Origin of the sequence: uncultured Tyzzerella sp. (assembly GCF_963558545.1) — a bacterium.
In the GTDB taxonomy this organism is placed as follows: domain Bacteria; phylum Bacillota; class Clostridia; order Lachnospirales; family CAG-274; genus Tyzzerella.
The window spans coordinates 1-15,862 of record NZ_CAUWHO010000049.1 but is presented as its reverse complement, the minus strand read 5'-3'; the positions used below and the strand labels follow the sequence as shown (position 1 = coordinate 15,862).

12 protein-coding genes are annotated in these 15,862 nt (G+C 28.8%); 6 read left to right on the top strand and 6 right to left on the bottom strand.

Translation table 11 applies throughout. The features are described from left to right. Positions 1-25 precede the first annotated feature (25 nt). From R5Z65_RS08055 to R5Z65_RS08035, 5 genes are all read left to right on the top strand, one after another. Positions 26-901 (top strand): LysM peptidoglycan-binding domain-containing protein, encoded by an 876-nt coding sequence (locus R5Z65_RS08055; RefSeq protein WP_317368387.1) that lies wholly within the window; start codon positions 26-28, stop codon positions 899-901. Between the two features lie 8 nt (positions 902-909). Then, entirely contained in the window at positions 910-2,262 is a 1,353-nt protein-coding gene (gene rho, locus R5Z65_RS08050) for a transcription termination factor Rho (protein ID WP_317368385.1), read from the top strand. Positions 2,263-2,405: 143 nt separating this feature from the next. Further along, complete coding sequence (gene rpmE / locus R5Z65_RS08045; RefSeq protein WP_317368384.1) at positions 2,406-2,615, top strand: 50S ribosomal protein L31; 210 nt, start codon at positions 2,406-2,408, stop codon at positions 2,613-2,615. Between the two features lie 240 nt (positions 2,616-2,855). Further along, complete coding sequence (locus tag R5Z65_RS08040) at positions 2,856-3,914, top strand: LCP family protein (protein WP_317368382.1); 1,059 nt, start codon at positions 2,856-2,858, stop codon at positions 3,912-3,914. Between the two features lie 20 nt (positions 3,915-3,934). After that, positions 3,935-6,802, top strand: a complete 2,868-nt coding sequence (locus R5Z65_RS08035; protein ID WP_317368381.1) for a phosphodiester glycosidase family protein — start codon at positions 3,935-3,937, stop codon at positions 6,800-6,802. 315 nt (positions 6,803-7,117) lie between these two features. On the opposite strand, the gene R5Z65_RS08030 is transcribed toward R5Z65_RS08035, so the two are convergent. The 6 genes from R5Z65_RS08030 to R5Z65_RS08005 all read right to left on the bottom strand — a co-directional run bounded on the left by R5Z65_RS08030 (position 7,118) and on the right by R5Z65_RS08005 (position 12,580). Continuing rightward, positions 7,118-7,285: a hypothetical protein gene (locus tag R5Z65_RS08030; RefSeq protein ID WP_317368380.1), complete on the bottom strand. Its 168-nt coding sequence runs from the start codon at positions 7,283-7,285 to the stop codon at positions 7,118-7,120. A gap of 59 nt (positions 7,286-7,344) precedes the next feature. After that, entirely contained in the window at positions 7,345-8,037 is a 693-nt protein-coding gene (gene sfsA / locus R5Z65_RS08025) for a DNA/RNA nuclease SfsA (RefSeq protein WP_317368379.1), read from the bottom strand. A gap of 115 nt (positions 8,038-8,152) precedes the next feature. After that, positions 8,153-8,377 (bottom strand): DUF378 domain-containing protein, encoded by a 225-nt coding sequence (locus R5Z65_RS08020; protein WP_317368378.1) that lies wholly within the window; start codon positions 8,375-8,377, stop codon positions 8,153-8,155. Positions 8,378-8,466: 89 nt separating this feature from the next. Next, positions 8,467-9,714: a pitrilysin family protein gene (locus R5Z65_RS08015; protein ID WP_317368377.1), complete on the bottom strand. Its 1,248-nt coding sequence runs from the start codon at positions 9,712-9,714 to the stop codon at positions 8,467-8,469. A 142-nt stretch (positions 9,715-9,856) separates the two neighbouring features. Continuing rightward, positions 9,857-11,965 carry a polyribonucleotide nucleotidyltransferase gene (locus tag R5Z65_RS08010; protein WP_317368376.1) on the bottom strand — a complete coding sequence of 703 codons (2,109 nt, stop codon included), beginning with the start codon at positions 11,963-11,965 and terminating at the stop codon, positions 9,857-9,859. Between the two features lie 297 nt (positions 11,966-12,262). After that, positions 12,263-12,580, bottom strand: a complete 318-nt coding sequence (locus R5Z65_RS08005) for a hypothetical protein (RefSeq protein WP_317368375.1) — start codon at positions 12,578-12,580, stop codon at positions 12,263-12,265. A 386-nt stretch (positions 12,581-12,966) separates the two neighbouring features. Here R5Z65_RS08005 and adhE point away from each other — a divergent pair, with 386 nt between their 5' ends. Then, positions 12,967-15,591: a bifunctional acetaldehyde-CoA/alcohol dehydrogenase gene (gene adhE / locus R5Z65_RS08000; RefSeq protein ID WP_317368374.1), complete on the top strand. Its 2,625-nt coding sequence runs from the start codon at positions 12,967-12,969 to the stop codon at positions 15,589-15,591. Positions 15,592-15,862: the final 271 nt, after the last annotated feature.

Genomic DNA, 15,862 nt, shown 5'->3' with positions numbered 1-15,862 from the left:
AAATATAAACTTTAGGAGGATTAATATGTCCAGTAAGGATAAAGATAATATAAAATCTAAACAACTTTATAATGAAGATTTTACAAAAAGATTAGTTAAAAATATTTTAGAAAATGATAACGAAGATGAAAAAAATAATAATTCAGATTTTAATATAGAATATGAAGAATATGATAATGACCAATTTGACGATGATTATGATGATGAAGAAAATTATGATGAAGATGATTATGAAGACGACTATGATAATTACCAATCTAAAAAACAAAGAAAATCTTTAGGAAATATAAATGATAGCTACAAAAAAAGACCAAAATCTCAAAACAATAACCCGTATAGAAGAAACATAGAAAAATACGGTAAAGAGTTTTTTGATGATGATTATGATGAGTACGAGGACAATTCTCCTTCTATAATAGGCAGAGTTATATCTTTTTCCATAATTATTGTCTTAACTATATCTACTGCTTTTTTAGCATTAAACTTAATTTATACAAAAAAAGAACTTACTGAAGCAAAAGCTCAAGTACAAGAGCTATTAGATACTAAAAAAGCTGAAGAAAATAAAATTATGGAAGACTCTTTAAAAAGTGAAATATCCGCACTAAAACAAGAAAATGAAGATTTAAAATCTCAAATTGGTGTACAACAACCTAATAACACTGAAGAAAAAACTCAACCAACAACTAAACCTTCTAATATTTCTAACAAGCCAGAAAATAATAGTAATACTTCTAAATCTACTGAATATATTGTTAAAGAAGGAGATATCATTTGGAATATTAGCAAAAAAGTATATGGAAATGGTAGCCATTTCCAAAAAATATTAGATGCTAACGGACTTAAAGAAAATAGTGTTTTAAAGCCTGGTCAAAAACTTATTATTCCAAATATTAACTAGGAGGAATTATGGATTATAATAGTCTAACTTTAGCAGAGCTTAGAAATATAGCTAAAGAAAATAATATAAAATCTATTGCAACTTACAAAAAAAATGAACTTATTGAAATAATAAATAATCTTAACAAAAATGATAACCAAGATTTATCACCTAATAAAGAAGAATTGGACAAGCATTGTAATAACAATTTTGACAAGCTAGACAAAGCATCTTATTTAAAGGAGCTTGATAGTGGTATATCTGCCGAGGGTATACTAGAAGTATTATCTGACGGGTATGGATTTTTAAGAAGCAATAATTATCTATCTGGCTCAAATGATGTGTATGTTTCACCTACACATATTAGAAGATTTAATTTAAAAACTGGCGACTACCTAACTGGAACATTAAGAATACCTAAAGAAAACGAAAAATTTTCTGCACTTCTTTTTGTAAAAACAGTTAATGGCGATTCTCCTATGTCCATAGTGTCTAGGCCTAATTTTGAAAAATTAACACCTATATATCCAGAAGAAAAACTAACACTAGAAATAGGACAAAGCGGCCTAGCAGGACGAATTATAGATATTGTATGTCCCATAGGTAAAGGGCAACGTGGTATGATAGTTGCTCCTCCTAAAACAGGAAAAACTACTTTGCTTAAATCTATTGCAAATTCCATAATAAAAAATCACCCAGAAGTACATCTTCTTGTTCTTTTAATAGATGAACGTCCAGAAGAAGTTACAGATATGCAACGCTCTATTATAGGTAATAATATAGAAGTAATATACTCTACATTTGATGAGCAGCCAGACCACCATAGACGTGTTGCAGAAATGGTACTAGAACGTGGTAAAAGATTAGCAGAGCAAGGCAAAGACTTAGTAATTTTATTAGATAGTATAACAAGATTATCAAGAGCATACAATATTTTAACACCTTCTAGTGGTAGGACACTATCTGGTGGCTTAGACCCTGCTACTTTATATATGCCTAAAAAGTTTTTTGGTGCTGCCAGAAATATAGAAGAAGGTGGTAGCCTTACAATACTTGCAACTGCCCTTATAGATACTGGTAGTAAAATGGACGATGTTATATTTGAAGAATTTAAAGGTACTGGTAATATGGAGCTTGTTTTAGATAGAAAAATAGCAGAAAGACGTATATTCCCTGCTGTTGATATATCTAAATCTAGTACAAGAAAAGAAGAACTGCTACTAAATAAAGAATACTTAGATTCCTCTTACCAAATTAGAAAGCTATTTGGTAACAGCCAATCACAAAATATAGATATAACAGAAAAAATTTTATCTATGTTAAAATCTACAAAAAACAATACAGAATTTTTCAAGATACTTCAAAAAACAGATATAAACTAAATTTTATATAAGCCTATATCCAAATATTAAAATAATATAAAAAATTATTGCAATGTAATATCTTATATGCTATAATTTATTTGTTATTTTAATGGAGAGATGCCAAAATGTATCTCAATTTTTTTAGAAAGAGGTGTTTTACAATGAGAGAAGGAATTCATCCAGAATACTTTCAAGCTAAAGTAAAATGTAACTGTGGTAACGAGTTTGTAGCTGGTTCTACAAACGAAGAAATTCGTGTTGAGGTTTGTTCTAAATGTCACCCATATTATACTGGTAGCCAAAAACTTTTACTTGATGCTGGTGGACGTGTTGATAAATTCAACAAAAAATATGGTAGAGCTAGCCAATAATATTATTTTAATATTAAATTAAAAATTACCCCTAAAGATGTTTATCTTTAGGGTTTTGTTTTATATTTACACAATTATTGATTGCATATTTTTATGTATAAAATACTAAAATAATTAAATTTTTATAAATTACAAACATATTACAAATTTTAATAAATTGTAAAAAAAACTCTTTTAATCTTGAAAAATAACATATATTTTGATATACTTTATCTTATTAATATTTTAGGAGCTTAACTTATGAGAAATTTAGATATTGTATATAGAAAGAGATTTTTTTCAACTTTTTTTAGTGTTTTTAGCGTACTTTTAATATGCTTATTATTCGTATTTTTTGGATATAAGTTTTTAAAAGCAGAGCCTGCCTACGACCCTTCAAAACAAAGAGATTCTAGCCTTATTACAGAAAAAGAAATAAAACAACAAACAGAACAAAAATCTAATGGTATCTTTACTCCTCCTGTTAGAACAAACGTTTTAGTAGCTGGTGTAGATGAAGCAGAAAATTTAACAGATGTTTTAATGGTTGCTAGTTTTATCAGTACAACTGGGCAAATAAACTTAATATCTATACCTAGAGATACATATATTTCATATAGTGGCAAAGATTTAGAAAATATGAGAAGTATAAATAGACATATTCCTAGCCATATGAAAGCAAATTCTATATATGCATATACCAAAAGTAGCGGTATGGAAGGTGTAAAAACAACAATAGAATCTATGTTAGGTATAAAAATAGACTATTACGTTAAAGTAAATTTAAACGCCTTTAGGTCTATTGTAGATGCTGTCGGTGGGATATATTTTGATGTTCCAAAAGGTGGGCTTAAGTATAGTGACCCTACACAAGATTTATATATAAATCTTAAAGAAGGTTCTCAGCTTTTAGATGGAAAAGCAGCAGAAGGCTTAGTCCGTTTTAGAAAAGGTTATGCTAGACAAGACCTACAAAGAGTTGAAGTACAACAACAGTTTATCCAACAATTTATTACCCAAGTTTTAAATAAAGAAACTTTAATGAAAAATTTAGGCGAAATATCTTTAAACGTTATAAAATATGTAGAAACAGACTTTAGTATATCTGATTTTCCTAAATATTTAAATAGTATACCTAATATTAAACCTGAAAAAATGAAAACATCTACTTTACCTGGAACTACACAAATGATAGATAATTTATCTTATTATTTATTAGATAACAACGGTGTTAAAAGTATTGTTGATGAGTTTTTCTACGGAAATACAGACCCAGATAAAGAGATTACAACACAAACAATTTCTGAAAAAACTGAATAACAAAACCTTAGGAGGAAATTATGAAAAAGAAATTTTTAACATACACCTTAGCTTTTGCTTTAAGCTTATCTACATTTATTACTAAAAATGTTTTTGCAGATTCTAACCTTTTATATGTAGATAAAGAAGTTCAAACTTTAACAGATGGGCTTACTTATGAAAAAAGCGAACGTCTTTACAAATCTGGTTGGAAAGATGTTTATGTCCTAATAGCAGATTTAAAAAATCCTAATATAGATATAGAAATATTAGACTCTGTAACAGAGCACGGACTTAAAAAAAATGTAGAAGCTCTTACAAAAGAAAATAATGCTATCGCAGGTATAAATGCCGACTTTTTTGGCTCTGGTAATCCTGGCTCTAGTATGGGACAAATAATAGTAGATGGAAATGTTAATGAAGCACAAAATTATTATAATTCTTCTTCTAATAAATATGCTGGGATATTTTTAGATAAATATGGCAATGCCTTTATAGACTATATAAAATCTAATTTAAGATTATATAACGAAAAAGTATCTTTAAATTTACAAGCTAAAAATAAAATAACAGATTTTAAAACTCCTATATATTTTGATAGAAGTGTAATAACTAACACTACCGATTTAGATAAAAGAAACAAAAATCTTTTTAAAATAGTTGTTGAAGATAAAAAAATAGTTAAAAAGGCTGGTGCTGGAGAAGTTGTGGAAATTCCAGAAAATGGCTATATTATAGTTATGGATAAAGCAACTGCATCTGAAAAATTAGCATTGTTTAATGTAGGAGATAATCTTACTTTTACAGAAAGTTATAAATTTGTTTTTAGAGATGGCAAAAATATATCTGATGTAATGACAGGTATATCTGCTGGTGGTGAAATATTAAGAAATGGCAAACCTATATCTACTGGTATGTCTATATCTCCAAATTCTAGAAACCCTCGTAGCGCTGTTGGCGTAAATAAAGAAAAAAATAAACTTATACTTATAGCTGTTGACGGCAGAGGAAAAAGTACGGGTGCTACTCATAGCGAAATGGCTAATATATTATTAGAATATGGTGCGTATGATGCAATACACCTTGACGGTGGTGGCTCTACAACTGTGGCCTTAAGAGAAGAAGGTAGCAAAGATGTAAAAATAGTAAATGATGTTTCTGATAAATCACCTAGACTTGTACCTAATGCTATTGGTGTTAAATCTACTAATCCTCCTGGAGATTTAGCCTCTTTATTGGTTAGTGTAGATAAAAAATCTGATGATTCTATTATATCTGGCTTAACTTATAGCTTAAAAGTTACAGGTATAGATGCTAATAAAAACCCTGTTGATATAGACCCTGCACAAGTTACATTTACATTTGAAGATGAAAGTATTGGTACTATAAATGGCTCATACTTTTTATGTAACACTCCAGGGGATATAACTATAAATGCAACTTATCCAAATGGTGTTACAGGTCAAGTTAGCTTTAAAGTTATGGAGGCTTTTAATTCTATAATACCTAAAGCTAATAATACATCTTTATATATTGGAGAAAATACCCCTCTTTTTGTAGAGGCTACAAACAATGATGGTTTTTCCAAAATTATTGATGCTTCATCAGTTTCTTGGAGTGTTGATAATGAAAATTTAGGTTATATAAAAAATAACACTTTTTATGCAGTTGGAGAAGGTACTGCTATCTTAACTGCAACATATAATGGATTTAGTGCATCTATTACTATAGCTATAGGTAGTAGCCCTTCATCTATTACATCTTTTGAGGAAAAAAGAAACTTATTTATGATGTACTTCCCTGCAGATAAAACAGTATCTGGTGGTGCTGGAATAACAAATGCTGCTGCATATGACGGTAAAAATAGTCTTTTATTAAGTTACAATTTTAAAGAAAACGTTTCTACACCTCAAGCTAGTTATGTTTGTTTTGAAAGACAACCAATAACATTAAAAGATTCTCCTAACGCTATACAAATGCAAATTAAAGGAGATGGTAGTGGCAATATGGTAAAAATGGTTCTTAAAGACAAAAATAATAAAGAATATGTTTTACCTATTTTAAATGAAATGACATCTAAAGACTGGGTTACTGCTAATGTGCCTATACCTGATGATGTGGCTTATCCTGTTAGAATAGACAAAATATATGTTGCTACACAAACAACAACGGCTAAAGAAAGTGGCACTATATATATAGATGCTATAAACTCTATGAACAAAAGAACTGATGGTGGTGTACTTACAAACTCTTATAAAGACCCACTTAACCAAAATATAAGCCAAGTTACCCCTACTAGTGAAGAAGAAGATATTAATGTTTTTGGGCAAACTGACAATAAACCTCATCAAAACTCTAAAAAAGTTTTACAAGATAGTGTAAATGTTATGAAAAATAATGCTAGAGCTATTGTTTTTGCTGGTCCTACCAAATTAGATGATATAAATACTGGTGTTCCTACTGTATCTTGGGACAATAAATATAACACTACAAATACAAGCAATTTATCTATTATAAACCTTGCTACAAAGAGTGGTGTTATGCGTACAGAAAGCCCAGACCAATGGAGATGGCTACAAAGCTATTTACAAAACCAAAGCAAAAACAACATTCTTATAAATATGGATAAAAATATATGGGATAAAAATAATAGTCTAAAAGGCAAGAAAGAAAATGAACTTTTACACAAAATATTAAAAGACTTTGTAGCTCAAACAGGCAAAAAAGTAATAGTTGTATCTGCTGTATCTGATAAAAGCAATGTATATGTTAAAGATGGTGTTAGATACATTACATTAAATGGCTTAACTAACCCTGACCCTAACAATTTAAGTAATTATAAATATTTAAAAATAAGAGCTAGCCAAAATGATTTAAAATATGAAATTTGTAATGTATACAATAACTAAAACATTAATCATATCTTATTGTATTTAATAAATAAAACTCCCTATATATAAGGGAGTTTTATTTATTAAAAGAAAAATATTATTAAATCAAATTATTTTTCATTTTTATATCCTATTTATAGGGTATAAAAATTTTAATCACAATACGTGGCTTTGCCTCGGATTGTGTAAAAAGCTAGATTTCAAGTGGCTTTAGCCCTTGTGTGAAGAAATCAGCTTTTCTACCCTAGATTATATCAAAAAATAAACTTGTTATTTTTTTGAAGAGGTTGTAGACTTTGTCTACAACCTCAACTCCCTATATGTAAAGGAGTTTTATTTATTAAAAAATATTAAACATAGTCCACCTATAAATAAGCCAAGTGCTAATATATATCCCCACCAAGGTATAATTAAAACTAACAACATACCAAGTCCTATAGATGCTAATATTATCCCTATTAATGTTTTTAAGGATAATAAATATCTACAATGTTTAGCCAAACAAACCATCTCCAATAATATACTTATTAATAATATATTCCTATAAATACATTTGTTTACTAATCTATTATTACATCTACATTATCTTTCAAAATAATTTCATCATAACTTACAAAACAATCATAAGCTAAAATATGTACTCCCTTATCTCTAGCATATTTTAATGTCTCATAAAATTTATAGTGGGTTTCTTTATTAGGCTCAAAATGTTTTACATTTTTTAATTGTATAACAAATAGTATATACACTTCATATCCTTCTTTTTTAGCCTCTATTAGCTCATTAATATGCTTTATAGCTCTTTCCGATGGTGCATCTGGAAATTTAACTATACCATTATCTTCCAAAGTTACCCCTTTTATTTCTATAAAACCTTTTTTACCCTTGTTTGTTTCAAAATACATATCAAATCTAGAATTTTTATACTTTACCTCTTGCTTAATAGTTGTTATATCTTTTATTTCCTTTACAATACCACTCTCTATTGCTTCTTTTGCAACATAATTAGGTATTTGGCTGTCTATATTTACTAGTATATTACCTTTCTTTACACATATAAGAGAATATTTAGTTTTTCTATTTATATTATTATTTTCTTGTACAAATATATCTACACCTTTTATTAATAACTCTTTACATCTACCAGTATTTTTAACGTGGCATAGTTCTATTTTATTATCTATTTCTATTTCTGATATAAACCTATTTTTTCTGTTTATAAATTTTGCAATTTTAATATTATTATATTTCATAATTTCTCCTTTAAAATATAATTAAAGCCTTATTATATTAAAAAATAAAGAGAAACCTGTGTAAAAAATCTCTCTTTATTTTTCTTAATTAAAATTAAAATGTTAATAACATAATTTATCTAGCTGCCATAGATTTTGCATTCCCTATTTTAGCATATAAAGTTATACAATATAAACCGGCAAGTCCAACTAAAGCGTAAACAATTCTACTTACCATAGAGTCCATACCACCAAATAATGTTGCAACTAAATCGAATTTAAAAAACCCAATAAGTCCCCAGTTTATAGCCCCTATTACTACAAGTGTAAGTATTGTCCAATCTAAAGGTCTATTCTGCATAAAAATACCTCCTTAAAAATAAGAATGTTTAATATAGCAAATTTTATTATGCTATCAAATATAGTTTACCCATTTATATTAAATTTATGTTACAATGTTTCTATTTTTATGTCATCTACTTTTCCAACTAAAGATATACTCATTTTGTCCATATTAAAAACTTTGTCTATAAGATAATCTATATCTTCTTTTTGTATTAAATCTACCTCTTGTATTATTTCATCAGGAGTTTTTATTTTATCTATTAAAATTTTTGACCTACCAATACTAGACATTCTATTATATGTGTTTTCAAGCCCCATTATATAATTACTTTTTAGCTGTTCCTTAGTCTTTTCTATTTGTTCTTTTGTTATTTTATTCCTTTTTAATTGCTCTATTTCTTTGTATATTATATTAATAGTTTTATCTAACTGTTCTTTATTAAGAGCTACATAAATATTAAAAAGTCCATTGTTTATATATCCATTATTATAAGCATATATAGAATATGCAAGTCCATATTGTTCTCTTACTTTTTGAAATAATATGGAGCTCATACCACCACCTATTATAGTACTTAATAAGCTCATACTGTAATTATACTTATCTTTTATAGATATTCCTTCAAAAACTAAAGCAAGGTGTAATTGCTCTATATCTTTATATATTTTAGTTCTGCTAGGCGTGTAAATATATTTTTTATCTGCATCTACACTAGGTTTTCCTTTTGGCATATTTATCATTTTTTGCTTTATAATATCTAAAACTTTTTCCCTATCAAAGCTACCACCTATAGCTACTACAATGTTCTCCCCAACGTATTTTTCGTTTATATAGTCAACAAAATCCTTGTGTTTAAAGCTAGATACATTTTCTTTACTCCCTAAAATACTATATCCTAAAGGAGAATCTTTCCATATTTCTTTTTGTAATTTAGTAAATATTACATCGTCTGGAGTATCTTCATACATACTTATTTCTTCTAATATTACTTTAGCTTCTTTTTCTATTTCTAAATTGTCAAATTTTGAATTAAAAATCATATCTGTTAAAACATCTATAGCTGTATCTATATGAGTATCTAACACCCTAGCATAGTAACAAGTATACTCCTTAGATGTAAAGGCATTTAATTGCCCTCCTATATTATCTATTTCTTCTGCTATATCTTTAGCTGTTCTTTTAGCTGTTCCTTTAAATAGCATATGCTCAATAAAATGTGATATCCCATTATTTTTAGGTGTTTCATTAATAGAGCCATTTTTTATAAATATACCTAAAGCTACAGAACGTACAGAAGATATTTGCTCCATAACAATAGACACTCCATTTTCTAATTTTATTGTATCAAACATAATTTTCTCCTTCGTTAATTATAATATTTTATTTTGCCCTAAAATTTTTATATTATAATTAATAGTTATTTTTTAAATTTTATAATAAGCCCTATAGATTTACTATAAGGCTTGTTATATTTATTATACTATATTTTAATTTTTAGCTTAAAGCATCTTTTATAGATAAATTTATTCTCCCTTGTTCATCTATTTCTGTAACTTTAACTATAACTTCATCTCCAATATTTACAACGTCTTCTACCTTTGCCACTCTCTCTTTAGAAAGTTTTGATATATGCACTAGTCCCTCTTTTTCTGGTGCAATTTCTACAAAAGCACCAAAATTTAATATTCTTACAACTTTACCTGTAAATATTTCTCCTACTTCTGGGTCATTAGTTATAGCTTTTATAATAGATATTGCTTTATCTATTTTTTCTTGGTCATTAGATGATACAAATATTCTTCCACCGTCTTCTGTGTCAATTTTATCAACGCCTGTTTGCTCCAATATTTTATTAATAGTTTTACCTCTAGGTCCTATTACTTCTGCCATTTTTTCAGGGTCTATTTGTAAAAATCCTATTTTAGGAGCATATTTAGAAAGATATTCTCTAGGTTCATCAATAGCCTTTAACATAACTTCATTTAATATATATTGTCTAGCTTCGTTAGTTTTTTGTAAAGATTGTTTTATAATATCTGGTGTTAAACCATCTATTTTTATGTCCATTTGTATAGCTGTAATACCTTTATGGCTACCTGCCACCTTAAAGTCCATATCTCCAAAAAAGTCTTCTAAACCTTGTATATCTGTAAGAAGCACAAAGTCATCATCTGTATCTCCTGTAACAAGCCCAACTGATATACCTGCTACCGGTCTTTTAATAGGCACACCTGCTGCCATAAGAGAAAGGGTAGAGCCACAAATACTGGCTTGAGATGTAGACCCATTAGAGCTTAAAACTTCTGATACAAGCCTTATAGCATAAGGAAATTCTTCTTCTGAAGGTATAACTGGAACTAAAGCTCTTTCTGCTAAAGCACCGTGTCCTATTTCCCTTCTACCTGGCCCTCTTGAAGGTCTTGTTTCTCCAACAGAATAGCTTGGGAAATTATAATGGTGTATATATCTTTTTGTTACCTCTAGCTCATCTAAACCATCTAATTTTTGTGCCTCACTTATAGCACCTAAAGTAGTAACTGTAAGAACTTGAGTTTGTCCTCTACTAAATATAGCAGAACCGTGTGTTCTTGGTAATATATCTATTTCGGCAGTAAGTTTTCTAATTTCCTCAAGTCCACGTCCATCTGGTCTTTTATGGTCTTTTAAAATCATTCTACGTACTGTTTCTTTTTCATATTTGTATATAGCCTCATTTATTTGAGCTACATACTCATCTTTATTTTCATCGGCACAATTTTCTAATAATTTTTCTATAACTTCTTCTTTTAGTGCATTTACTTGTTCATCTCTAACTTGCTTTAAATCTGTAAAAACAGCATTTTCCATACGTTCATCTGTAATAATATTTATTATAGATTTATATAAATCTTTATCTACGTTATGCTCTTCATAGCTATGTTTTTCTTTTCCTATTTCTTTAGCAATACCTTCTATAAATTCTGCTATTTTTATGTTCTCTTTATGAGCAAGCATAATTGCATTATACATAGTTTCATCGTCTATTTCATTTGCACCAGCCTCTATCATCATAACTTTTTGTTTTGTAGATGCCACTGTTAAAGAAAGGTCACTTTTTTCTCTTTGTTCTGCTGTTGGGTTTATTATAAATTCTCCATCTATAAGCCCAACCATAACAGCACCCGTTGGTCCATTAAAAGGTATATCTGATATAGATAAAACAATAGAAGAACCTATCATAGCCACTATCTCTGGGCTACAATCTTGGTCCACTGATAAAACTGTTGCTACTAATCCAACATCATTTCTATAATCTTTAGGAAATAATGGCCTTATAGGTCTGTCTATAAGACGAGCTGTTAAAACTGCTTTTTCTGTTGGTTTACCCTCTCTTTTTATAAATCCTCCAGGTATTTTACCAACAGAATATAATTTTTCTTCATAGTCTATGCTAAGAGGAAAAAAATCTATACCATCTCTTGGTTTTTCTGATGCTGTAACAGCTAATAAAACAACTGTTTCTCCATATCTTACAATAGCTGCTCCATTAGCTAACTCTGCTACTCTTCCTATTTCAACTGAAAGCTCTCTGCCTGCTAATGTTGTAGAGTACGTATTATACATATATTTCTCCTTTCGTACTAATCTATTTTTATATAACTTAATAGTCTTATAAATTATACATTAAGTATAATTATACCACCTTTTATTATTTTTAACAATGTTTTTTAAATATTTTATATTTTTTTCAATAAAAAGTAATAAGGTTGTAGACTTTGTCTACAACCTCTTCAAAAAAATAACAAGTTTACTTTTTTGAGATAACCTAGGGTATAAAAATAAAAAAAATTGATTTAACGATATTTTGTCTAAAGTCTAAGTAATAAGGTTATAGTGAATACTACAACCTTATTACTCTTATTATTTATTTTTATTAAACTTCATAATTAATAAATTTATAAAATTTAAGGAAAAAGTAACAAATATAAGGGCAGTGCAACAAAAAACAACCCCTCCATTAGTATCCTCTATTGCTATCCAGTCACCTATTTTTACTAAATGATTAATATACAAAAATTGAAAATACATAGATACAACAGTTAAAGAAACACTTAAAATAGATAAATTTCTAACTCTTTTATAGTTTTTCTTTTTTAAATAAAATATGGCTATTATAGGTAAAGCCCAAGATGCAAGGCCTAAAGCTAAACTTAATACATTCAATGTGCCAAAGTCCATATTATCACCTCATTTATAAATAATACAATTTTTTATTATTATATCATACAAAATTACTATTATCAAGTTGTGCTTTTTATGGTATATTATATAATGTATATCTTTTATGATGTATATACCTATGGTACATAAAATTTACATTTAAGTATAAAATATAGTATATTAAAAAATTAAAAATTTTTAACAAAATATATTGACAAATAAATAACAATGGTATATAATGTAATTGTTAAATAAATATCAAATGTATTTAACTATATCTATTATATTCTCATAGGTATTAAAATTTAAAGCTTTATAAAATTATTATTTTTTGCTAGACTATTTATCGTAATTATTAAGCTTTAGATTATTAAATATATTCTAATTCTTAGGAGGAAAATTTTATGGCTAATAAAAAGCAACCTGTAACTATTGTTAATAGTGTAGAAACTTTAAAAGCAAGAATGGCTGAGCTTAAAGAAGCTCAAAGAGTATTCTCTACTTTCACTCAAGAACAAGTAGATGAAATATTTGCTGCTGCTGCTTTAGCTGCTAACAAACAAAGAATTTATCTTGCTAAAAAAGCTGTTGAAGAAACTGGTATGGGTATTGTAGAAGATAAAGTTATTAAAAATCACTTTGCTTCTGAATATATCTATAACAAATATAAAAATACTAAAACTTGTGGTGTATTGGAAGAAGATAACTCTTATGGTACAAAAGTTATTGCAGAGCCTATTGGTACAATAGCTGCTGTTATCCCTACTACTAACCCTACTTCTACTGCAATTTTTAAAACATTACTTGCTTTAAAAACTAGAAATGCTATTATTATAAGCCCTCACCCTCGTGCTAAAGGTGCTACTATAGAAGCTGCAAGGATTGTTCTTGACGCTGCTGTTAAAGCTGGTGCACCTGAAGGTATTATCGGTTGGATTGACGAGCCTTCTATCGAGCTTACAAACCAAGTAATGGCAGATGCTGACATTATTTTAGCAACTGGTGGTCCTGGTATGGTTAAAGCTGCTTATTCTTCTGGTAAACCTGCTCTTGGCGTTGGTGCTGGTAATGTTCCTGCTATTTTTGATGAAACAGCTAATGTTAAACTTGCTGTAAACTCTGTTATACATTCTAAAACTTTTGATAACGGTATGATTTGTGCTTCAGAACAATCTGTTATTGTACACGAAAAAATCTACAAAGAAGTTAGACAAGAGTTTATCGACAGAGGTTGTTATGTATTAAAAGAAAATGAAATACAAAAACTTAAAGATACAATATTAATTAAAAAAGGTGACGCTTGTGCATTAAATGCTGACATAGTTGGCCAACCAGCTTACAAAATTGCTGAAATGGCTGGGCTTAAAGTTCCTAAAGAAACTAAAATATTAATTGGTGAAGTTACTTCTGTTGATTTATCTGAACCTTTTGCACACGAAAAATTATCTCCTGTTTTAGCTATGTACAAATTTAAAACATTTGATGAAGCTTTACAAAAAGCTGATACATTAGTTAAAGATGGGGGTTATGGTCATACATCTTCTATATTTATTGATACATTAGTTGGTAAAGAAAGATTAAACCAATTTACTGCTATGATGAAAACTGGCCGTATCCTTGTAAATACACCTTCTACTCACGGTGGTATAGGTGATGTTTATAACTTTAATTTAGCTCCTTCATTAACTCTTGGTTGTGGTACTTGGGGTGGAAACTCTGTTTCCGAAAATGTTGGTATTAAACACTTAATCAATACTAAAGTAGTTGCTGAAAGGAGAGAAAATATGCTTTGGTTTAGAGCTCCACAAAAAGTTTACTTTAAAAAAGGTTGTTTACCTGTTGCACTTGACGAGCTTAGCTCTGTTATGGACAAAAAAAGAGCATTTATCGTTACAGACTCATTCTTATTTAAATCTGGTGTAACTAAACAAATTACTGATAGATTAGACAATATGGGTATTAAGCATACTACATTCTTTGAGGTTGAGCCAGACCCAACTCTTGCTTGTGCTAAAGCTGGTGCTGAAGCTATGAAAGCTTTTGAGCCAGACTGTATTATAGCTGTTGGTGGTGGTTCTGCTATGGACGCTGCTAAAATTATGTGGGTTATGTATGAGCACCCAGAGGTAGATTTCTTAAATATGGCAATGAGATTTATGGATATTAGAAAACGTATCTATACATTCCCTAAAATGGGTGAAAAAGCATACTTTATTGCAGTTCCTACATCTTCTGGTACTGGTTCTGAGGTTACTCCTTTTGCCGTTATTACAGATGAAAGCACTGGCGATAAATACCCATTAGCTGATTATGAATTACTTCCTAATATGGCTATTATTGATGCAGACTTAATGATGAGCCAACCTAAAGGCTTAACAGCTGCATCTGGTATAGACGCTTTAACTCACGCTTTAGAGGCTTACTCTTCTATTTTAGCTACTGACTACACTGATGGTCTTGCTCTTAAAGCACTTAAAAATATCTTTGGATATTTACCACGCGCTTTCGACCAAGGCGAAACAGACGTTGAAGCTAGAGTTAAAATGGCAGATGCTTCTACTTTAGCTGGTATGGCTTTTGCTAACTCATTCTTAGGTATTTGTCATTCTATGGCACATAAATTAGGTGGTTACCACCACTTACCACACGGTGTTGCTAACGCATTATTAATAACTGAAGTTATGAAATTTAATGCTTCTGAAGCACCTACAAAAATGGGTACATTTGCTCAATATGAATACCCTAAAGCTATAGAAAGATATGCAGAAATTGCTGATTTCTTAGGTATTAAAGGTAATACTAATAAAGAAAAACTTGATAACCTCATTAAAGCTATAGAGGAATTAAAAGCTAAAGTTGGTATCAAAAAATGTATCAAAGATTATGGTATCGATGAAAAAGTGTTCTTAGATAAACTTGACCAAATGGTTGAAGATGCTTTCGATGACCAATGTACTGGTGCTAACCCAAGATATCCTCTTATGAGTGAAATGAAAGAAATATTCTTAAAAGTTTACTACGGGAAATAATTTGATTTAATATATAAAAAAAGTCTTAAAGTATATGCTTTAAGACTTTTTTATTTATATCAATTAAGGTATGACTTATTTTTTTAAAGGGGAAATTATATACGGTTTTTTGTATTAATTTTCCTTTTTAAAATATATAGGAATATCTGTTTTTTAATACAAAGTATTTAAAAAATTGATTAAAAACAATTAAGATATGACTTATTTTTTTAAAGAGGAAATTATATACGGTTTTTTGTATTAATTTTCCTTTTTAAAATATATAGGAATA